Below are 20,782 nucleotides of genomic sequence, written 5' to 3'. Positions count from 1 at the left end.
TCCTTAGAGAACCAGATGCTCGAACTTGACCCGCAACATCATGCCGGTCTGCAATTGAACCTGTACGTCATCCTTGGTCACTTCCTTGATGGTCGCAGGCAGGGGAGACTTGCCCAGCATGACGCGCACGCCTTGATCCACTTTCAGGGTGGCGGCATCCACCTTGACCAGGGGAGCATCGGCTACAGGCGCGGCCTTGGGGGCGGACTTGGGCTTGTCGGAGCGAGGAGCATCGGCCTTGCGCGGCGCGTTGCGGCGCGGCTGCTTGGGCTTGTCTTCCTTCTCCTTGGTGTTGGTGCGGCGGCTGGCAAAGACACGCTCTTTGCTCTCCTTGAGGGCCTGTTTGGCATGTTCGATGTGCTCTTCGGTCAGCAGCTCACCGGGGTTGCCATCCAGATCGACACGGGCCTGGCCAGCCTTGAGGCCATGCAGGTAACGCCAGCTGGAGGTGTATTGACGCAGAGCAGAGCGCAGCATGGTCTTGGAGACTCTCTCGTCATCAGCAAGACGCGCGGCCAGATCCTGGAAGATGCCAATCTTGAGTGGCTTGGCCTCTCCTTCAGCGATGAAGCAGGCCGGGAATTTCTCGACCAGGTAGGCAACGATCTCTTTACTGTTCTTCAGCTTTTCAGTGTTTTCCATGTATAACCTTGGCTTTCATATAGACGCACGGGCATGCCCGAACACAACAAAGGCCCTATTATAGAGAGCTTGGGACCTTTTGCGAACCATCTAGCAATGACTTAGAGCATGCTTTCCAAAATTTGCACCGTTTCTTCGAGGCCAATGCGGTCCTCCTGGTCGAAACGGTTAAAAATCGGACTATCCACGTCCAGCACCCCGATGATCTCACCACCGCGACGCAGCGGAATCACGATTTCAGAATTGCTGGCGCCGTCGCAGGCGATGTGACCCGTGAACTGATGTACGTCGTCCACCAGCTGGGTCTTGCCCTCGGCCACCGCAGTGCCGCAGACGCCCCGGCCCACCGGAATGCGCACGCAGGCCGGCTTGCCCTGGAAGGGGCCGAGCACCAGGGTCTCCCCTTGCAACAGATAAAAACCGACCCAGTTGATGTCAGCCAGCTCCTGATTGAGCAGGGCAGACAGGTTCGCCAGGTTGGCAATCAGGTCGGGTTCACCCTCCAGCAGAGCCTGGGCCTGTTGGTTGAGGGTGCGATAAAATGCTTGTTTTTCAATCATGATTAAATGAACTTCACTCCTTGATAATGAATGCAAGGTACCGACCTGCCTGAAAAATTCAAATCAAATTTCACTTCTCCCCCCTCCTGGGCCATAAACAACGGCCCCCTGTCAGGGGGAAACCCCCAGCGCCAGTTGCTGGCGCTGGCCATTGCTCCACTCGATATTGAGCAGCCACTCCATGGCCTCAGTGGTGCAACTTCCTACCTGAGCGGCCCCCTGCCAGCCCCCGTCCTTCGCCTCGAGTTGCACCGGGATGACCCCCATGAACATGGTCTTGCCCTCCAGCCAGGCCTTGGTGGGGATGATGGCGGGGGATCCCCCCTGAAGGCGCAATACAAAGTCATGTTCAGGGCGGATCGGCAAGCCCTCTATGCTGGCCGTCAGGGGCATGTCACCGACCAGAAGGGAGCAACTGCTGTGGGACAGATCACAAATCTGATCATTTGTTCCTGTCGCCTCCCCCCTCGGCGGGCCCGAAAACCAGGTCCGATAGGCCATCAGGGAGAGCAAAATGGCCAGCACTATGGTCAAGTGCACGATTTTGCGTGAAGTGAGTCTCTCTTTCATGAAAAAACAGCCTTGTAAGGTACTTTAAAAATGCGATTTTCGTGATCTTGCGCAAGGTAAAAACTGGCGGGCACGAGACCCGCTGGAGCCAAATATATCACTGTTTGTACTGTTATTTTACCGGTCAGTTCAGTATCATTCTCAATGAATTTTCATTTAACCACCTTTTGCTTTTCCTTTTATTAACAGATGTTAACGAGAGGATTTTGCAAATCAGGGGTGAAAATGGCCCCGATTACCGGGCGAAAAACAAACAACAGCATCGGAAGCGGAATACAACGATGAGCCATACAACAAACCACCCTGAGTACAACTACACCGTTGTGCGCCAGTTCACCGTCATGACGATTGTCTGGGGAATTGTCGGTATGTCGGTTGGTGTACTGATCGCAGCCCAGTTAATCTGGCCTGCCCTCAACTTTGATACCCCCTGGCTGACCTACAGCCGCCTGCGTCCCCTGCACACCAATGCGGTCATCTTTGCATTTGGCTGCAGTGCGCTGATGGCTACCTCCTTCTACGTGGTACAACGTACCTGCCAGGTCAGGCTGTTTGGCGGCCCGCTCGCCGCCTTCGTGTTCTGGGGCTGGCAGGCAATCATACTCGCCGCCGCCATCACACTGCCGCTGGGATACACCACTTCCAAGGAGTATGCCGAGCTGGAGTGGCCCATTGACATCGCCATCGCCGTGGTCTGGGTGAGCTATGCCATCGTCTTCTTCGGCACCCTGGTCAAGCGCACCACCTCCCACATCTATGTGGCGAACTGGTTCTTCGGTGCCTTCATCATCACTGTGGCCGTGCTGCACATCGTCAACAACATGGAAGTGCCGCTCTCCGGCATGAAGTCCTACTCCATGTACTCAGGCGCCATGGATGCCATGGTGCAGTGGTGGTATGGCCACAACGCGGTCGGCTTCCTGCTCACCGCCGGCTTCCTGGGGATGATGTACTACTTCGTGCCCAAGCAGGCGGGTCGCCCGGTCTACTCCTACCGCCTCTCCATAGTGCACTTCTGGGCGCTGATCTCCCTCTATATCTGGGCCGGTCCGCACCATCTGCACTACACCGCCCTGCCCGACTGGGCCCAGTCCCTTGGCATGGTGATGTCCCTCATCCTGTTCGTCCCCTCCTGGGGCGGCATGATCAACGGCATCATGACCCTGTCCGGTGCCTGGCACAAGCTGCGCTATGACCCCATACTGCGCTTCCTGATCGTGTCCCTGTCGTTCTACGGCATGTCCACTTTCGAAGGCCCCATGATGGCGATCAAGACGGTCAACGCCCTCTCCCACTACACCGACTGGACCATAGGTCACGTTCACTCCGGTGCCCTGGGCTGGGTTGCCATGGTCTCTATCGGCGCCGTGTATCACCTGATCCCTAACCTGTTCGATCAGGGCCGCATGTACAGCATCCGCCTGATCAACGTTCACTTCTGGCTGGCGACCGTGGGCACTGTGCTCTACATCGTCTCCATGTGGATTTCCGGGGTGATGCAGGGTCTGATGTGGCGTGCGGTCAACGATGACGGCACCCTGACCTACAGCTTCGTGGAGGCGCTGCAAGCTTCCTATCCCTTCTATTTCGTGCGCTTCCTGGGTGGCTGCTTCTTCGTCACCGGCATGTTGCTGATGGCCTACAACGCCTATCGCACCGTCACTGCGCCCAAGGGTTCCCTGGAACCCGTCGCACAGCCAGCCTGATCTGAAGGGGTTTAAAGCATGAGCAACAACAACCGTCACGAAATTTTTGAAAAGAGCGTCCCCATGCTGGTGATAGGCATCATCTTTGCCATCAGCCTGGGGGGCCTGGTCGAGATCACGCCGCTGTTCTTCCAGAAGCAGACCAACGAACCGGTGGAGGGCCTCAAGGCCTACACAGCCCTGCAGATGGAAGGACGCGACATCTACATCCGCGAGGGCTGCACCGTCTGTCACAGCCAGATGATCCGCCCGTTCCGCGCCGAGACCGAGCGCTATGGCCACTACTCGGTCGCCGGTGAGAGCGTGTGGGAGCACCCCTTCCTGTGGGGCTCCAAGCGTACGGGTCCGGATCTGGCCCGGGTCGGCGGCCGCTACTCCGACGACTGGCATCGCGCCCACCTCATCAACCCGCGCGACGTGGTGCCCGAGTCCAACATGCCCGCCTTCCCCTGGCTCGAGACCAATGTCCTGACCGGTGAGCTGACCGGCAAGAAACTGGCGCTGTTCCGGGATCACTTCGGGGTGCCCTATACCGACGCCGACATCGAAGGTGCGGCCGAGGCAGTCAAGGGCAAGACCGAGCTGGATGCCCTGGTGGCTTATCTGCAATCACTGGGTCATGCCCTGAAATAAGGAGTCGGGATATGGATTACGGCACATTTCGCGGCCTGTACACCCTGCTGCTGATGATCATCATGATCGGCATCATCGTCTGGGCATACAGCAAGCGCCGCAAGGCCTCCTTCGATGAGGCTGCCAACCTGGTTTTTGCCGATGACGAGCAACCCAGTGCTGATAACAAGAACGCAGGAGCGAAGCAATAATGAGCACTTTGTTTAGCATTTTTGTGACCGTCATAAGTCTGGGCACCATACTCGGCTGCTTCCTGCTGCTGATGTGGTGCATGAAGGACAAGATGGGGACCGAAGAGGGCAAGCCCATGGGGCACACCTTCGACGGCATAGAGGAGATCAACAACCCGCTGCCGAAGTGGTGGTCCTATATGTTCCTCTTCTTCATCGTCACCGGTCTCATCTACCTGCTCGCCTTCCCGGGTCTGGGCAACTGGAAGGGTCTGCTGGGCTGGCAGAGCTCCAACCAGGACGTTCGCTCCCTGGCAGAATCCAAGGCGGCGGCAGCCTCCGCCAAGGACGAAGGGCGCGCGGTGGAATACGATAGGGAACTGGCCAAGGCCGACGAGGTCTATGGCGCCAAGTTCCGCGAGCTGACCTACCAGGCCGACGGCAAGAGCTACAAGGAGATCACCGAGATCGCCAAGGACCCGGAAGCCCTGAAAGTGGGCCAGCGCCTGTTCCTGCAGAACTGCTCCCAGTGCCACGGCTCCGATGCCCGCGGTGGTCGCGGTTTCCCGAACCTGACCGACAGCGAATGGCAATGGGGCGGAGAGCCTTCCCAGATCAAGACCACCATCATGGGCGGTCGCCAGGGTATCATGGCCGCCTGGGGCGAGATCCTGGGTCAGGACGGAGTCAAGGAGGTGGCCTCCTATGTGCTGAGCCTCTCCGGCCGCAAGGTCGACTTGGTTGAGGCCAAGAAGGGGGAAGCCCGTTTCGCCATGTGCGCCGCCTGTCACGGCCCGGATGCCAAGGGCGGCATCGCCTTCGGCGCGCCGGATCTCACCAACAACACCTGGTTGTATGGTGGCTCCCGTCAAGTGGTCGAGCAGACCATCACCCACGGTCGTCACGGCGTGATGCCGGCCTGGAAGGATATCCTGGGAGAAGACAAGGTCCACCTGCTGGCATCCTATGTCTATAGTTTGTCCCACCAGGCGCAGTAAAATAAGCAGTAACATGTGATAAGCACGTGATTACGCAGCAAAAAGCCTCGACTCTTCGAGGCTTTTTGTTATCTTGTGTTGGCTAAAATCCCTCCATTTCGTTAACCATATGTTTCGGTAGCACCATGACTCAACCCTGGTATCGCCAATTCTGGCCCTGGTTCATCATCGCCCTCCCCTGCGCCGCCGTGATAGGCAGCATCGCCACCGCCATCATCGCCAGCCAGGATGGGGTCAACCTGGTGGCGGAAGACTATTACAAACAAGGCAAGGAGATTAATCAGGATCTCAGCAAGTTCGATCGCGCCGAGGCCCTCGGCATCCGCGTCGAGCTCTCGGTCAGCGACAAGGAGCTGACCCTGAAGCCCCTGTCGGGGGAGATCCCCGCCGGTCAGGCGCTGCACCTCTCCCTGTTCCACCCGACCCTGGCGGGGCTGGACAGCGATCATCTGCTCACTGCCGATGGCAAGGGGGTCTATCGCCTGATGCTGGACAAGCCCCTCACCGGCAAGTGGCACATCCGGGTCGATGCCTTCAACCACGAGTGGCGCCTGCAAGAGACGGCGCAGTTGCCGACCAAGGCCCCGGTGGAACTCGATCCCAAGGGACGCTGAACCCTGGATGAGCGGCTGCGTTCATCCAGACATGACGGCGTCCTCCCTTATCTCGCCCACGCGGGCAGCTTCCAAGAGGGATAATGACCATGACCGGCTGTTTTCACTGTGGTGAACCGGTTTCCACTGGCAGTGACTTTACCCTGGAGATCAAGGGGATAGTGCAACCCATGTGCTGCCCTGGTTGCCAGGCCGTGGCACAGACCATTCTCGAATGCGGCCTTGCCAGTTACTACGAGCACCGCACCGCCCCCGGCATCAAGGGGGAGCTGGTACCCAGCGAGCTGGCAGCCCTCACCCACTACGATCTGGCCGAGGTACAGCAGGAGTTCGTCACCGAGACGGGTACCCTGCGGGAGATCCAGCTCAGTGTGGAGGGGTTGACCTGCGCCGCCTGCGCCTGGCTCATCGAGCGCCACCTGATGGGGTTGCCGGGCCTGCACTATGTCAACGTCAACACCACCACCCACCGCGCCCGCATCAAGTGGGATCCGGACAGGCTCTCGTTAAGCGACATCCTCAAGGGGTTCGCCAAGATAGGCTACCGCGCCTACCCCTTCCAGACCCACAGCCAGGAAGCCCTCTACGCCCGCGAGGTGCGCAGCTACATGTTCCGCATGGCGCTGGCCGGTCTCGGCTCCATGCAGGTAATGATGTGCGCCGTGGCGCTCTACATGGATCTCTTAATCAGCGTGGAAGAGGAGTTCATGATCTACTTCAAGTGGATAAGCCTGCTGCTCTCCACCCCCATCATGATCTACTCGGCCCAGCCGTTTTACGCAGGCGCCTGGCGCAGCCTGAGACAGGGTCACCTCTCCATGGATGTCTCTGTGTCGCTGGCCCTCATCGGCGCCTTCGTCGCCTCCATCTGGGCCACCGTCTTCAACACGGGTGAGGTCTATTACGACTCCATCACCATGTTCGTCTTCTTCCTGCTGCTGGGGCGCCTGCTCGAGCTGAGGGCCAGACGCAAGGCATCCGAGTCAAGCTCCAACCTGGCGCGCCTGGTGCCCATCATGGCCACCCGCATCGACACAGATGGCGAGCACGAGGTGGCCGCCAAGACGCTGCGGGTGGGGGACAGGGTCCGGGTGCTGGCCGGTGCTACCCTGCCGGCAGACGGCATCATCACTTTGGGGCAGGCCAGCCTCAACGAAGCCATGCTGACCGGCGAGCAGCTGCCCCTGCTCAAGCAGGCGGGGGATCCCGTCTTCGCCGGTACCATCAACACGGATGCGCCGCTGGAGATCCGGGTCAGCCACCCCATCGAAGAGTCGCGCCTCGCCCAGATCATGCGGTTGCAGGATCATGCGCTGGATGACAAACCCGCCATCGCCCAGCTGGCGGATGTGCTCTCCCGCCATTTCATCCTGGTACTGCTGCTTATCGCCGCCGGGGTCTGGACCTTCTGGCACTTCCATGACCCGGAGCGGGCCTTCTGGGTCACCCTGTCGGTGCTGGTGGCCACCTGCCCCTGCGCCCTGTCGCTGGCGACCCCGACGGCGCTCACCTCGGCCACCGCCCACCTGACCCGCAGCGGCATACTGCTGCGCCGCGGCCACGTGCTGGACGTGCTGACCCGGGCCAACCGCATAGTGATGGACAAGACAGGCACCCTGACCACGGGCAACATCAGCCTGGTGGGCGTCCAGCCCCTGGCGGGGCTTGGCAAAGACGAGTGCCTGGCAATCGCCCGCGCGCTGGAAGCCTACTCCGAACACCCCATTGCCCGCGCGTTTCGCAGCCAGGGGGCAGAGGATGCCATGCTGCCGGCAAGCGAGGTGACACCCGTCATCGGCCACGGCATCCAGGGCAGGATCGCAGGCAAGCATTACCGCATCGGCAGCCCCCGCTGGCTAGCGCTGGCTGACGAACAAGAGGCGACCCAGGGGCTGGCCATCTATCTGGCCGACGAGACAGGACCGCTCGCCCGCTTCACCCTGGCCGATACGGTGCGGGCGGATGCCGGTGCCCTGATCCAGGCCTTCAAGGCGGCCGGGCTGCAGACCACCATCCTCACCGGCGACAGCTCCCCTCAGGCCGACGCCGTGGCCCGTGAACTCGGGGTCGATGAGCTGGTGAAAGGGGTCACCCCCGACGGCAAGCTGGCCTACCTCAAGGCCCGTGAAGCGGCGGGAGACATCAGCATCATGGTGGGGGATGGCATCAACGACGCCCCCGTGCTGGCCGGAGCCCACGCCTCCTTCGCCATGGCGGGCGGCACGGATCTGGCGAAAAACAGCGCCGACGCCATTCTGCTGGCCGACGATCTCTCCCGCCTGCTGACTGCCCGCGCCCTGGCGCTGCGCACCCGCAGGATCATCCAGGAGAACTTCGCCTGGTCCATCGGTTACAACCTGCTGGTGTTGCCACTCGCGGCCAGCGGCTGGCTGCCCCCCTATCTGGCGGCGGCGGGCATGTCCCTGAGCTCACTCATAGTCGTCACCAACTCCATGCGCCTCAATCGATGAGCAGGCTGGGAAATAAGCTGAAAATGTGGCCTGCCTCCGATGCAGGCCACATTTCTCGCTGATAGCGGCTGGCCCCCTGCCCGAACAGGGTTACCATAGGGGTCGATTGCCACGGATGAATGCAAGGTAGCTCCCATGAACATCATTTTTGTCCTGATCCCCATCGCCATCCTGTTCGTCATCATAGCGGGAGCCGTCTTCTTCTGGGCCATTCGCTCGGAGCAGTTCGAGGATCTCGACCGCCAGGGCTCCAACATACTGTTTGACGAGGAGCAACCCGTCACCAAGGGCAAGGTTCAGCCGAGCGATGACAAACAGCCTTGATCTGATGGGCGCCCTGCTGGTAGGACTGGCAGGCTCAGGCCACTGCATCGCCATGTGCGGTGGCGTCTCCGCCGCCCTCTCCATGGCCATCCCCGCCGGGAAACAGCACTTCTGGGGGCGACTCGGTTACCTGCTCAACTACAACCTGGGGCGGATCCTGAGCTATGTGCTGGCTGGCGCCCTGGTGGGCGGATTGCTGGCCACCACCAGCGAGCTCGGGGCCGGCAAACACGCCATCGCTGGCTTGCGCCTTCTTGCGGCCCTGCTGATGATAGCGCTGGGCCTCTATCTCGCTGGCTGGTGGCAGGGGATACTGCTGCTGGAGCGGCTCGGCGCCAAGCTCTGGCCTCTCATCAAGCCGCTTGCCGGCAAGTTCATCCCCTTCACCTCGGCCTGGCAGGCGCTTCCCTTTGGCATGGTGTGGGGCTGGCTGCCCTGCGGTCTGGTCTACTCCATGTTGACCTGGAGCGCGGCGGCAGGCTCCGCCAGTGGCGGCGCGCTCATCATGCTGAGCTTTGGTCTGGGCACCCTGCCGACACTGTTCGCCCTGGGGGGGCTGGCAGACAGATTGCGCTACTGGTTGACCCTGCGCAGCCTGCGCCTCGGCGGTGCCCTGCTGCTCATTGCCTATGGCCTGCATACCCTCTGGATCGGGCTGGCATCCTTTTGAAACCCTATCCAAAACGGATGAGTTGGTGGTAAACTTGTTTGATATAAATCAATTATTCATATGAGCCTATGATCCCGGACAAGAAACCTGGCAGACGTATTCAGAGCGGTGGCTGTGCAATTCATTGCCAGGATTGCAGCATCAGTCAGCTCTGCATTCCCTTCACCCTGAACGACAGTGAGCTCGATCAGCTGGACAGCATCATAGAGCGCAAAAAGCCGATCCAGAAGGGTGAGGAATTGTTCAAGGCCGGCGATGAACTGAAATCGCTCTACGCCATCCGCTCCGGGACCATCAAGTCATACACCATCACCGAACAGGGTGACGAGCAGATCACCGCCTTCCACCTCGCGGGGGATCTGGTCGGTTTCGATGCCATCCACAAGCAGGCACACCCCTCCTTCGCCCAGGCGCTGGAAACCGCCATGGTGTGCGAGATCCCGTTCGATGTGCTCGACGATCTCTCCGGCAAGATGCCCAAGCTCCGCCAGCAGATCATGCGCCTGATGAGCAACGAGATCATGGGAGATCAGGAGATGATACTGCTGCTCTCCAAGAAGAATGCGGAAGAGCGCCTCGCCGCCTTCCTGCACAATCTCTCGGTACGCTTCTCCGAGCGCGGCTTCTCCGCCAAAGAGTTCCGTCTCTCCATGACCCGGGGTGACATAGGCAACTACCTCGGCCTCACCGTCGAGACCATCAGCCGCCTGCTCGGTCGTTTCCAGAAGTCCGGCCTCATCAGCGTCAAGGGCAAATACATTACAGTGCTGGATCACGTGGCCCTCGGCGTCATGGCCGGTGCCACTCGCCCTGCCTGCGGCTGATCACCCCCTTTCCCCTCTGTTGCCGGATCGGTTCACCCTGAAATTTGATCCGGCACACCTTCCCGTCTCCCCCCTTGGACTAAGCTGTAATGGCTAAAGAGTTGCCATCATTGGCGTTTTTGCCAAGGAGGAGAACATGGTCAAGTACCGAAACATTCTGGTGGTGATCAACCCGGAAGAGGAGCGCCAGATCGCGCTCGAGCGCGCGGTCAAGGTCGCCGAGCTGGACGAGGGCGCCCAGCTGACCCTGCTCCTGACGATTTACGACTTCTCGTACGAGATGACCGCCATGCTGTCCGTGGATGAGCGGGAAGAGATGCGCCACGGCGTCATTGCCCAGCGCCGGGAGTGGCTGGACGAGATACTGCAACCCTATCGCGCCAGAGGGCTGGAGTGCGAGATCAAGGTGCTGTGGCACAACCGCCCCTTTGAGTGCGTCATCCAGGAAGTGCTGGAGCATCGCCACGATCTGGTGGTCAAGGCGACCCACAAGCACTCCTTCCTGCAAACCTTCATCTTCACCCCCACCGACTGGCACCTGCTGCGCAAATGCCCCTGCCCCGTCCTGCTGGTCAAGGAGGGTCATTGGCAGCGGGGCGGCAACATCATTGCCGCCATCAACTGCTCGAGCGACGATCTGGAGCAAAAAGTCCTCAATGAGCGCATCACTCGCGAGGGTGTCGCCATCGCCGATCTGCTCGGCTCCAACCTCTATCTGGTCAACACCTACCCCGGCACGCCGGTGAATGTGGCCATCGAGCTGCCCGAGTTCGACCCTAACGCCTACAACGACGCCATCCGCAAGCATCACGAAGATCTACTGCGAGAGCATGCCGATCAATTCGGCATCAATCACATGTGGACCAAGGTGGCGGAAGGGTTGCCGGAGGAAGTGTTGCCGGACATGGCGGACGAACTCAAGTCCACCCTGATGATCATGGGGTGCGTCGGTCGCACCGGCCTCTCCGCCGCTCTGCTCGGCAACACGGCTGAACATGTGGTGGACAGGCTCAACTGCGACATCCTGATCCTCAAACCCGATGATTACAGCTGCCCAGTAGATGACAGGCGTCATCCTGCATAAGCGTTTCTTGCCCTCCCCCGGGACATGGCTATAATAAGCCGCTTATTTTTGTCCCGGGTTTGAGGCCATGCTAGAAGAGCTTAACGCCAAAGAGAAATACAGTTTCAACAAGCTGCAGAAACGCCTGCGGCGCAACGTGGGTCAGGCCATCGCCGACTTCAACATGATTGAAGAGGGTGACAAGATCATGGTGTGCCTGTCTGGCGGCAAAGACAGCTTCGCCATGCTCGACATCCTGATGAGCCTGAAGGCCAGCGCCCCCATCCATTTCGATCTCGTGGCCGTCAACCTGGATCAGAAGCAACCCGGCTTCCCCGAGCACGTGCTGCCGGAATACCTGGCCGCCCTCGGCGTCGACTTCAAGATCGTCGAGGAAGACACCTACTCCATCGTCAAGGACAAGGTACCGGAAGGCAAGACCACCTGCGCCCTCTGCTCCCGCCTGCGCCGCGGCATTCTCTACCGCACCGCCCAGGAGCTGGGCTGCACCAAGATTGCCCTCGGCCACCACAGGGATGACATCCTCGAGACCCTGTTCCTCAACATGTTCTACGGCGGCAAGCTAAAGTCCATGCCCCCCAAGCTGGTGAGCGACGATGGCAAGAACGTGGTGATCCGCCCGCTGGCCTACTGCAAGGAGAAGGATCTGGTGCGCTATGCGGAGGTCAAGGCCTTCCCCATCATCCCGTGCAACCTCTGTGGCTCGCAGGAGAACCTGCAGCGCAAGGCCATCAAGCAGATGATGCAGGACTGGGATCGCCGCTTCCCGGGCCGGATAGAGACCATGTTTACCGCCATTCAGGACGTGATCCCGAGCCACCTGCTGGATCACAAGCTGTTTGACTTCAAGAGCATCAACCGCGACTCCGGCATCATAGATGGCGGCGACAAGGCGTTCGATCCCCCCCAACTGCCGACCGCGCCCCTGCTCAACATCGATGAGATGGACGTGCTGGATGTGATAGAAGTGCGCTGAGCGCCCTGCCTGCCACCACGAAAAAGGAGCGCCATGCGCTCCTTTTCTTTATCTGTCTGGCAGCTGCTGTCTTCAGCCCTTGTGCAACCAGGGAGTCAGTCGCAGTATATCTCCCTCAAGCTGCAACTTGCCCGCCGCGAAGTCCGCGAGTTGCTCGTTGCGAAGCAGCAGCTGACCATCCTGCCAGGGGAGAGGCTGCTGACGGGCACCGTCAATGAGGTAGGCGGTGCCGCTCGGCTGCACCAGCGTCACCCGTACCCCCGCCATGTCCGGCAGGAAGTGCTTGCCGACCATGCCTGCCAGCTTGTCCAGCAGCGACTGCATCTCTTGCTGACGTGCCACCACCTCGCTCACCCTGAACGCCGGGCCATCCGACGCAGGGGGCGCATCGGCCATCACCTGCACCGACATGTCGCAGGCGGCGTGTGGTTCGGTCAGCTCCACCACTACGGTTGCCTTGTCGAGATTGAGATCGTCGTCATAGGGCAGGCGCAGCTCGCTGTCTATGGTCACCTCGGCGGCAACGTCCCTGTCCAGGGTCGAGACCCGGGCCGAGGCGAGCCCGCAGCGCTGGCCACTTTGCGGATCGGTCAGATAAAACCCCAACCTGGCATCACCAAACTCGCCCTTGGCAAAGGTCTTCATCTGGCTGTAGAAGGTGCTGTATTGCAGATCCAGCGAGGGCGCCGCCGCGCACAGCACCGGCACTATCAGCAGACTTGCCGCCATGCCATGTCGAACCAGCTTCATATGCCATCCTTTTGCATCACGCGTTGAAATGATCGGGCCCTTGCCCGGTGGCGGCATTGTCCGCCACTTCGGTCACCTCCACGGCGACCCCGCACAGATCCCGATAGAGGATCCCTTTGAGGTTGAAATAGAGGGGGGCCACCCAGATAAGGCCTATGCCCATGGGGATGATGGCCAGGAAAAACAGCGCCAGCATGACGCCATGCAGCAGCACTATGCTGGGCCAGCCGCGGGCGAACAACTTGAGGGAGACCAGGATGGCCTGGGCCGGCGACAGGCCGCGCTCCAGCACCAGGGGCACGGTGAACACCAGCCCCATGCCCACCAGGGCAGAAGGAATGAAGGCCAACATCACCGGCAAGCCCAGCAGCTCAAACAGGGGGCCAAACAGGCTGGTGATGAGGCTGCCGAGCAGGCTCAGGGAGCCCAGACGCAGGAAGTGACGGAAGAAGTCGAACACCTGGTTCGGGCGGGCCCGCACGCCCACCGACTGCTGCAACCCCAACATGTCGAGGGAAGAGGTCATGGGAGACATGATGACGGTGATAAGCAGGCTCAATATCAGGGCCATGTCCATGTCACCCCCTTCCTGGCTGACATAGGGGGCCAGCAGGGTGTTGCTCAGCAGGATCCAGATTGCCATGACCCCGGCGATGGCAAGCGTCAGACCGAAACCGGTGCGGCGGGTCTGTTGCCAGGCCTCTTTCAACACCCCTTGCAGGTCCAGACGGTATCCCTGGCTGAGGGACTGTTCGAGGGTTCCACCGATCCGCATTCTATTACTCAATTGACTATCCAACATTCAAAAGCGACTGTTCCAAGGTGGCACATTATAGCGGTTTGACCGGGCATGCGTAGTCGTTTTTCCTGTTATCTTCCGTTCAGAAAGCCATTGATTTCACTGACAAGCGCGCTGTTACCCTGCCCTCTGTTTGTGCCCCGGTCGCCTGGCTTGGCCCTGGCCCGCCATGGGCGTAGGATGGATGGCCAAGACTCGACAGTCTCGCGCACTTCATCCCGGATCACCCACACAAGGAAAGCTGCAATGTCCGAACTGACGCTCTATCTCGCCCCCGGTACCTGTGCCATGGCGGTGCGCATCGCCCTGGTGGAAGCCGGTGCCCCGCACCAGATCAAGCGCCTCGATCTCGCCGCCGGGGAGCAACGTACCCCCGCCTACCTTGCCATCAACCCCAAGGGGCGGGTGCCGGCCCTGGTGACGGAGCGCGGCGTGCTGACCGAAACCCCGGCCCTGCTGCTCTACGTGGCCCAGCGTTTCCCCGATGCCGGGCTCGCCCCCCTGGACGATCCCTTCCTGCTGGCCCGCATGCAGGAGGTCAACAGCTTCCTCGCCTCGACGGTACACGTCTCTCATGCCCACGGCCGGCGCGCCAGTCGCTGGGCCGACGACGAACAGGCCATCGCCGCCATGCAGGCCAGGATGCCGCAGAACATGCGCGAAGGGTTTGCCGAGATAGAGCACCACTATCTGGCCGGTCCCTGGGTGCTGGGGGAACGTTTCAGCCTGGCCGACATCTACCTGTTCGTGGTGGCCAGCTGGCTCGAGAGCGACGGGGTCGCCATCGACGAGTTTCCCAAGGTGGCGGCCCATACCAGGCGCATGCAGGCGCGCCCCGCCGTGCAGCAAGCCCTCCTCCTCTGACCCCTTCTTTCCGTGGTACGGGTGCTCTTCTGGCACCCGTTTTTCCCTCCGACGGCCGGATCACTGAGATCGTTTTCACATTTTCGTCATCTGTTCCTAGACCCGTTAACGGTTAGCGCCTATCTTTCGCCTCAACGACGCAACCGGTTGCGTAACCGGTTGCCCAGATAAATATCGACATGCGGTCCCCATGCCGCCGAGGTGTTGTATGAAACGAGGCAAGCTGCTCAATGCTCCCCTGAGTGCCCTGGTGGCACAGATGGGCCACACCGACGAGATCACCGTCTGCGATGCGGGCCTGCCCATTGCGACAGGGCCTGAGCGGATCGATCTGGCGCTGATGGCGGGCACTCCCAGCCTTGAAACCGTGCTGACCGCCCTGCTCACCGATCTGGTGGTGGAGAAGGTGATCATGGCAAGCGAAATAAAATTGATCAGCCCGGATGCCCATCAGGCACTGGTTGCGCAGCTAGAGGCCCATGCCTTGGCCCAGGGCAAGCCCATCACCATCGAATATTGCCTTCACGAGGCGTTCAAGACCCGCTCCCGCCAGAGCAAGGCTGTGGTACGCAGCGGCGAGGTGACTCCCTACGCCAACATTATTCTCTGCGCCGGTGTGGCGTTTTAAGCCTCTTCAAGGAAGCTGCAAATGAGCACAACCTCCTCCCCCTCACCCATTCTCGAGCTCACCGGGATCGTCAAGACCTTCCCCGGTGTGCGCGCCCTCGACGAAGCAGGTCTGCGAGTCTATCCGGGCCAGGTGATGGCTCTGCTCGGTGAAAATGGCGCCGGCAAATCCACCCTGATGAAGGTGCTGACCGGCATCTATCAGGCCGATGCGGGCACTATCAGCTATCGCGGCCAGCCGGTCCACTTCAAGGGCCCGCGCGACTCCCAGGATCAGGGGATCAGCATCATCCACCAGGAGCTGAACCTGCTGCCGGAGTTGTCGATTGCCGCCAACATCTTCCTCGGCCGCGAGCCGCGCACCCGCTTTGGCAACATAGATCACAAGCAGTTGCGTGAGCGGGCAAGCACCCTGCTGGCCCGTCTCGGCGTCAAGCACGGACCGGACACCCGGCTCGGGGACCTCTCCATCGGCGAACAGCAGATGGTGGAGATCGCCAAGGCGCTGTCGTTCGATGCCAGCGTCATCATCATGGACGAGCCGACCGATGCCCTGACCGACACCGAGACGGAGCAGCTGTTCGTGGTCATCCGCGAGCTGCGCCAGCAGGGCTGCGGCATCGTCTACATCTCCCACCGCCTCAAGGAGATCTTCCAGATCTGCGACAGCGTTACCGTGCTGCGGGACGGCAAGTGGATCGGCGAGCAGGCGGTGAGCGAGCTGGACGAAGACAGGATCATCGAGATGATGGTGGGCCGCCGGCTGGAGGAGCAGTACCCGCGCCTCGTGCGCGAGCTTGGCCCCGTCAGCCTGCAAGTCAAAGATCTGGCCGGTCCCGGCGTGCGCGGGGTGAGCTTCTCCCTGCGTCAGGGGGAGATCCTCGGCTTCAGCGGCCTCATGGGGTCCGGGCGCACCGAGCTGATGAAGCTCATCTATGGCGCCAGCCCCATCAGCAGCGGCGCTGTCAAGGTCGATGGCAAGGTGCTGGTGCCGCGCACCCCGGCCGACGGATTGGCCGCCGGCATCGCCTATATCTCCGAGGATCGCAAGGGGGATGGCCTGGTGCTGGAGCTCTCGGTGCGTGAAAACATGAGCCTCTGCGCCCTCGGCGAGTTCATCAGTCACGGCAAGATAGATGGCAAGGCCGAGCGCCAGGCGGTGAGCGACTATGTGCGCCTGTTCAACATCAAGACCCCGAGTCAGGATCAGCTGATAAAGCTGCTCTCAGGCGGCAACCAGCAGAAGGTGGCCATCGCCAAGGGGCTGCTGACAAGGCCCAAGGTGCTGATCCTGGACGAGCCGACCCGGGGCGTCGACGTGGGGGCCAAGAAGGAGATCTACCAGCTCATCAACCAGTTCAAGAAGGAGGGGATGAGCATCATCCTGGTCTCCTCCGAGATGCCGGAAGTGCTCGGCATGAGTGATCGCATCATGGTGATGCACGAAGGGCGCATCAGCGCAGAGTTCAACACCCGCGAGGCCAATCAGGAGAAACTGATGGCGGCGGCAGTCGGCAAACAGTGGCAAGCAGAGCAAGAGGCAGCACAATGACAACCCAAACCCTTCCCCGCCGTGGCGTCATGAGCAAGGCCTGGTGGATCGAGAACAAATCCCTGGTGGCGCTGCTGGTGCTGATCGGCGTGGTCTCCTTCCTGAGCCCCAACTTCTTCACCGCCGACAACCTGCTCAACATACTGCGCCAGACTTCGGTCAACGCCATCATGGCGGTCGGCATGACGCTGGTCATCCTCACCGCCGGCATCGATCTGTCGGTCGGCTCCGTGCTGGCCCTGTGCGGCGCCCTGGCGGCGACCATGGTGGCCATGGAGCTGCCGATCTGGCTGGTGGTGCCCCTCACCCTGGGTGCCGGCGCCCTGCTCGGCGGCGTCAGCGGCCTCATCATCGCCAAGGGCAAGGTGCAGGCCTTCATCGCCACCCTGGTGACCATGACGGCCCTGCGCGGCGTGACCATGGTCTACACCGAGGGACGTCCCATCTCCACCGGCTTCAGCGACGGCGCCGATCACTTCGCCTGGCTGGGGACCGGCTACCTGTTCGGCCTGCCTGTGCCCATCTGGCTGATGGCCATCGTCTTCCTGCTGGCCTGGTACCTGCTCAACCACACCCGCCTCGGCCGTTATATCTATGCCCTGGGCGGCAACGAGTCGGCCACCCGCCTCTCCGGCATCAACGTGGCCCGGGTTAAGCTCGCTGTCTACGGCCTGTGCGGCATGCTGTCGGCCCTGGCCGGGCTCATCGTCACCTCCCGCCTCTCTTCGGCCCAGCCGACCGCCGGCATGGGTTACGAGCTGGATGCCATCGCCGCCGTGGTACTGGGTGGCACCAGCCTGATGGGGGGCAAGGGCCGCATCATGGGGACCCTGATCGGGGCCCTCATCATAGGTTTCCTCAACAACGCCCTCAACCTGCTCGACGTCTCGTCCTATTACCAGATGATCGCCAAGGCCAGCGTGATCTTGCTTGCCGTGATGATCGATAACAAAAGCAATCGTTAATAACGTAAGCCATGCACACACAAGGAATGAAATGATGAAAAAGCTCAATACCCTGCTCGCTGCCGCCATCATGTCCGTGCTGGGTACCGCCCAGGCCGCCGATCAGACACTGGCCATGGTGGTCTCCACCCTCAACAACCCCTTCTTCGTCACCATGAAGGAGGGTGCCGAAGCCAAGGCCAAGGAGCTTGGTTACGAGTTGGTGGTGCTGGACTCCCAGAATGACCCGGCCAAGGAGCTCTCCAACGTGGAAGATCTCACCGTGCGCAAGGTCAATGCCATCCTGATCAACCCCACCGACTCCGAAGCCGTGGGCAACGCCATCCGGCTGGCCAACAAGGCCAATATCCCGGTGCTGACCCTGGACCGCGGCGCGGCCCAGGGTGAGGTCAAGGCCCACATCGCCTCCGACAACGTGGCCGGTGGCAAGCTGGCCGGTGACTTCATCACCGAGAAGCTGGGGGCCGGCACCAAGGTGATCCAGCTCGAAGGGATAGCCGGTACCTCCGCCGCCCGTGATCGTGGCGAAGGGTTTGCCCTGGCCGTTGCCGCCAACAAGCTGCAGGTGCTGGCTTCCCAGCCCGCCGACTTCGACCGCACCAAGGGTCTGAACGTCATGGAGAACCTGCTGGCGGCCCACCCGACCGTGCAGGCGGTGTTCGCCCAGAACGACGAGATGGCGCTGGGTGCCATCCGCGCCGTGCAGGCGGCCGGCAAAGAGGTGATGATAGTCGGCTTCGACGGCACCGACGATGGCAAGGCGGCGGTAGCCAAGGGTAAACTGGCCGCCACAGTAGCTCAGCAGCCGGCGCTGATCGGTGCCATCGGCGTGGAAACCGCCGACAAGGTGCTCAAGGGCCAGCCGGTGGAGAAATCCATCCCGGTACCGCTGCAAATCGTCAGCAAGTAAGCAGGACGGGGGAGGTTCGCCTCCCCCTTTGTCTCCTGTGCGCAGGCAGAGCCTCCCGGCTTGGGCTCACTCAAGCCAAGATGTTCTCAATCAAGGGTGATCGATATGAATCGTCTCGTAGTTCTCGGCAGCGTCAATGCGGATCATGTGCTGCGCGTCCCCCACTTTCCCCGTCCCGGTGAAACCCTGACCGGTCACAGTTACCAGGTGGTCCCAGGTGGCAAGGGGGCCAACCAGGCGGTGGCCGCCGCCCGCCTTGGAGCCGCCGTCTCCTTTATCGCCCGCATCGGCGATGACGCCATCGGCCAGCAGATGAAAACCGGTTTTGCCAACGACGGCATTGACGTCAGCGCCGTCGAACTCGATGACAAGCTCCCCACCGGCATCGCCATCATCTATGTGAGCGACGAGGGGGAGAACAGCATAGGCCTCTCCACCGAGGCCAACGGCGCCCTCGACACCGCCATGGTCAAACGCCATGAGGCCATGATCGCGGGCGCCCACACCCTGCTGCTGCAACTGGAAGTGCCGCTCGACAGCGTCTTCGAGGCGGCCCGACTGGCCCGTGCCCACGGCACCCGGGTGGTGCTCAATCCGGCACCCGCCCAGCCGCTCTCGGCCGATCTGCTGGCGCTGGTGGATCTCATCACCCCCAACCAGACCGAAGCCGAGTTGCTGACCGGGGTCAAGGTGAGCGACGAGGCGAGCGCGGCGCAGGCGTCGGCCCGTTTCCACCAGATGGGGATAGCGGACGTGATGATCACCTTAGGCTCCCAGGGGGTCTATTGCAGCAACGCCAAGCAGCAGGCGCTCATTCCGGGCTTTCGGGTCGAGGCGGTGGACACCACGGCCGCAGGCGACACCTTCAATGGCGCCCTGCTGGCCGCCGAGCTGGCTGGCGCCGATTTCCACAGTGCTGTGCGCTTCGCCCACGGGGCGGCGGCCCTCTCGGTGACTCGTTTCGGGGCCCAGAGCTCGATCCCGGGCAAGCAGGAGGTCGACACCTTCCTCCAGTCCCAAACGGCGCAGGGGCACTGATGGCCAACATCAAGGAAGTGGCGGCGCGGGCGGGGGTCTCTACCACTACCGTCTCCCACGTCATCAACGAAACCCGCTTCGTCGCAGAAGAGACCCGGGAGCGGGTCTTCAGTGCCATGCGCGATCTCAACTACGCCCCCAGCCTGGTGGCCCGCAGCCTCAAGGTGAAGGAGACCAACAGCATCGGCATGCTGGTCACCACCTCCAGCAACCCCTTCTTCGCCGAGGTGGTGCGCGGGGTGGAACGCTACTGCTTCGAGCAGGGCTACAACCTGATGCTGGGCAACACAGAGGGGCAGGCCGAAACCGCCCTCTCCTACCTCAAGATGATGCTCAGAAAACGAGTGGATGGCCTGCTGATCATGTGCAGCGAGGGGCAGCAGGAGGTGTTCAACCAGCTCGACTGGCTCAAGAGCCTGCCGGTGGTGGTGATGGACTGGGGCATGGAGAGCAAGGAGGTGGATCTCATCGCCGACAACTCCCATCGCGGCGGCTATCTGGCTACCCGTCATCTGCTGGCGCTGGGCCACACCGATATCGGCTGCATCACAGGGCCCCACAGCCGCGCCCCCGCCAACCAGCGCCTGGCGGGCTTCGAGCAGGCGATGCAGGAGGCGGGGCTCACCGTCAATCCCGGCTGGATCCAGGAGGGGGATTTCGATTGCGCCAGTGGTTTCAGCGCCATGGAGCGGCTGCTTGCCCTGCCTGCACGCCCCAGCGCCCTGTTTGTGTGCAACGATATGATGGCCATGGGGGTCATCAGCGCCGCCCATCGCGCCGGGCTTCAGATCCCGCGGGATCTCTCCCTGGTCGGCTATGACAACGTGGCACTGGCCCAGTATATGTCCCCGCCGCTGACCACCATCAATCAACCCAAGGAGGAGCTGGGTCGCCTCGCCGTCACCCGGCTGCTGGCACGGATCAATGGCGAGCAGATTGATAATCGCATGATCACCGTCGACCCTGACCTGGTGATCAGAGACTCCTGCGCCCCCTTGTCGTCCTCCACCGGCCCCCAGCAGCATTGATTTTCGC

23 protein-coding genes are annotated in these 20,782 nt (G+C 61.5%); 18 read left to right on the top strand and 5 right to left on the bottom strand.

The genetic code is table 11. The annotated features are described in order from the left end of the window. Window positions 1–3: 3 nt before the first annotated feature. From proQ to ACFWHB_RS10520, 3 genes are all read right to left on the bottom strand, one after another. Window positions 4–642 (bottom strand): RNA chaperone ProQ, encoded by a 639-nt coding sequence (gene proQ / locus ACFWHB_RS10530; RefSeq protein ID WP_106886753.1) that lies wholly within the window; start codon window positions 640–642, stop codon window positions 4–6. Between the two features lie 101 nt (window positions 643–743). Further along, the gene (locus ACFWHB_RS10525) at window positions 744–1,202 is read right to left on the bottom strand and encodes a GAF domain-containing protein (RefSeq protein WP_005329612.1); all 459 of its coding nucleotides are present in this window, start codon (window positions 1,200–1,202) and stop codon (window positions 744–746) included. Between the two features lie 111 nt (window positions 1,203–1,313). After that, window positions 1,314–1,772 carry a hypothetical protein gene (locus ACFWHB_RS10520; protein WP_395950126.1) on the bottom strand — a complete coding sequence of 153 codons (459 nt, stop codon included), beginning with the start codon at window positions 1,770–1,772 and terminating at the stop codon, window positions 1,314–1,316. A gap of 281 nt (window positions 1,773–2,053) precedes the next feature. Between ACFWHB_RS10520 and ccoN the strand changes: the two genes are divergently transcribed. From ccoN to ttcA, 11 genes are all read left to right on the top strand, one after another. Then, window positions 2,054–3,478 carry a cytochrome-c oxidase, cbb3-type subunit I gene (gene ccoN / locus ACFWHB_RS10515; protein WP_111910628.1) on the top strand — a complete coding sequence of 475 codons (1,425 nt, stop codon included), beginning with the start codon at window positions 2,054–2,056 and terminating at the stop codon, window positions 3,476–3,478. An 18-nt stretch (window positions 3,479–3,496) separates the two neighbouring features. Continuing rightward, a complete protein-coding gene (gene ccoO / locus ACFWHB_RS10510; RefSeq protein WP_106886750.1) occupies window positions 3,497–4,111 on the top strand; it encodes a cytochrome-c oxidase, cbb3-type subunit II in 615 nt (204 codons plus the stop codon). Window positions 4,112–4,122: 11 nt separating this feature from the next. Further along, window positions 4,123–4,302, top strand: coding sequence for a cbb3-type cytochrome oxidase subunit 3 (locus ACFWHB_RS10505; RefSeq protein ID WP_005329633.1), 180 nt, complete (start codon window positions 4,123–4,125; stop codon window positions 4,300–4,302). Then, complete coding sequence (gene ccoP, locus ACFWHB_RS10500) at window positions 4,302–5,279, top strand: cytochrome-c oxidase, cbb3-type subunit III (protein ID WP_106886749.1); 978 nt, start codon at window positions 4,302–4,304, stop codon at window positions 5,277–5,279. The genes ACFWHB_RS10505 and ccoP overlap by 1 nt, the downstream gene beginning before the upstream one ends. Before the next feature lie 125 nt (window positions 5,280–5,404). Beyond that, entirely contained in the window at window positions 5,405–5,893 is a 489-nt protein-coding gene (locus tag ACFWHB_RS10495; protein ID WP_106886748.1) for a FixH family protein, read from the top strand. Between the two features lie 89 nt (window positions 5,894–5,982). Next, complete coding sequence (locus ACFWHB_RS10490) at window positions 5,983–8,364, top strand: heavy metal translocating P-type ATPase (RefSeq protein ID WP_395950125.1); 2,382 nt, start codon at window positions 5,983–5,985, stop codon at window positions 8,362–8,364. A 135-nt stretch (window positions 8,365–8,499) separates the two neighbouring features. Continuing rightward, window positions 8,500–8,688, top strand: coding sequence for a cbb3-type cytochrome oxidase assembly protein CcoS (gene ccoS, locus ACFWHB_RS10485; protein ID WP_395950124.1), 189 nt, complete (start codon window positions 8,500–8,502; stop codon window positions 8,686–8,688). Then, on the top strand, window positions 8,672–9,358 hold the full coding sequence (locus ACFWHB_RS10480; RefSeq protein WP_395950123.1) for a sulfite exporter TauE/SafE family protein: 687 nt from the start codon (window positions 8,672–8,674) through the stop codon (window positions 9,356–9,358). Before ccoS ends, ACFWHB_RS10480 begins: the two co-directional genes overlap by 17 nt. Window positions 9,359–9,426: 68 nt before the next feature. After that, on the top strand, window positions 9,427–10,182 hold the full coding sequence (locus ACFWHB_RS10475) for an FNR family transcription factor (protein ID WP_025327016.1): 756 nt from the start codon (window positions 9,427–9,429) through the stop codon (window positions 10,180–10,182). Window positions 10,183–10,318: 136 nt separating this feature from the next. Then, window positions 10,319–11,266 carry a universal stress protein UspE gene (gene uspE / locus ACFWHB_RS10470; RefSeq protein WP_025327017.1) on the top strand — a complete coding sequence of 316 codons (948 nt, stop codon included), beginning with the start codon at window positions 10,319–10,321 and terminating at the stop codon, window positions 11,264–11,266. 67 nt (window positions 11,267–11,333) lie between these two features. Beyond that, window positions 11,334–12,242 carry a tRNA 2-thiocytidine(32) synthetase TtcA gene (gene ttcA / locus ACFWHB_RS10465; RefSeq protein ID WP_395950122.1) on the top strand — a complete coding sequence of 303 codons (909 nt, stop codon included), beginning with the start codon at window positions 11,334–11,336 and terminating at the stop codon, window positions 12,240–12,242. Window positions 12,243–12,314: 72 nt separating this feature from the next. Here the strand turns inward: ttcA and ACFWHB_RS10460 are convergent, their stop codons facing one another. Then, complete coding sequence (locus ACFWHB_RS10460; RefSeq protein WP_139743872.1) at window positions 12,315–12,992, bottom strand: DUF2987 domain-containing protein; 678 nt, start codon at window positions 12,990–12,992, stop codon at window positions 12,315–12,317. A 16-nt stretch (window positions 12,993–13,008) separates the two neighbouring features. Further along, a complete protein-coding gene (locus tag ACFWHB_RS10455; protein ID WP_162520020.1) occupies window positions 13,009–13,767 on the bottom strand; it encodes a hypothetical protein in 759 nt (252 codons plus the stop codon). A 270-nt stretch (window positions 13,768–14,037) separates the two neighbouring features. Here ACFWHB_RS10455 and ACFWHB_RS10450 point away from each other — a divergent pair, with 270 nt between their 5' ends. The 7 genes from ACFWHB_RS10450 (at window position 14,038) to ACFWHB_RS10420 (ending at window position 20,775) form a co-directional block, all read left to right on the top strand. Beyond that, window positions 14,038–14,655, top strand: coding sequence for a glutathione S-transferase family protein (locus tag ACFWHB_RS10450; RefSeq protein ID WP_171276187.1), 618 nt, complete (start codon window positions 14,038–14,040; stop codon window positions 14,653–14,655). A 208-nt stretch (window positions 14,656–14,863) separates the two neighbouring features. Next, complete coding sequence (gene rbsD, locus ACFWHB_RS10445; protein WP_394293087.1) at window positions 14,864–15,283, top strand: D-ribose pyranase; 420 nt, start codon at window positions 14,864–14,866, stop codon at window positions 15,281–15,283. Between the two features lie 21 nt (window positions 15,284–15,304). Further along, the gene (gene rbsA, locus ACFWHB_RS10440; protein WP_395950121.1) at window positions 15,305–16,834 is read left to right on the top strand and encodes a ribose ABC transporter ATP-binding protein RbsA; all 1,530 of its coding nucleotides are present in this window, start codon (window positions 15,305–15,307) and stop codon (window positions 16,832–16,834) included. Continuing rightward, window positions 16,831–17,799, top strand: coding sequence for a ribose ABC transporter permease (rbsC, locus tag ACFWHB_RS10435; protein ID WP_043131801.1), 969 nt, complete (start codon window positions 16,831–16,833; stop codon window positions 17,797–17,799). Before rbsA ends, rbsC begins: the two co-directional genes overlap by 4 nt. A 34-nt stretch (window positions 17,800–17,833) precedes the next feature. After that, the gene (gene rbsB, locus ACFWHB_RS10430) at window positions 17,834–18,709 is read left to right on the top strand and encodes a ribose ABC transporter substrate-binding protein RbsB (protein WP_106886740.1); all 876 of its coding nucleotides are present in this window, start codon (window positions 17,834–17,836) and stop codon (window positions 18,707–18,709) included. Window positions 18,710–18,814: 105 nt separating this feature from the next. Then, window positions 18,815–19,747: a ribokinase gene (rbsK, locus tag ACFWHB_RS10425; RefSeq protein WP_395950120.1), complete on the top strand. Its 933-nt coding sequence runs from the start codon at window positions 18,815–18,817 to the stop codon at window positions 19,745–19,747. Further along, the gene (locus ACFWHB_RS10420; RefSeq protein ID WP_395950119.1) at window positions 19,747–20,775 is read left to right on the top strand and encodes a substrate-binding domain-containing protein; all 1,029 of its coding nucleotides are present in this window, start codon (window positions 19,747–19,749) and stop codon (window positions 20,773–20,775) included. The genes rbsK and ACFWHB_RS10420 overlap by 1 nt, the downstream gene beginning before the upstream one ends. Window positions 20,776–20,782 lie beyond the last annotated feature (7 nt).

This window comes from Aeromonas mytilicola subsp. aquatica (assembly GCF_044336385.1).
Taxonomy (GTDB): domain Bacteria; phylum Pseudomonadota; class Gammaproteobacteria; order Enterobacterales; family Aeromonadaceae; genus Aeromonas; species Aeromonas rivipollensis.
The sequence above is the reverse complement of the archived record's forward strand: the minus strand, read 5'-3'. Positions and strand labels throughout refer to the sequence as shown.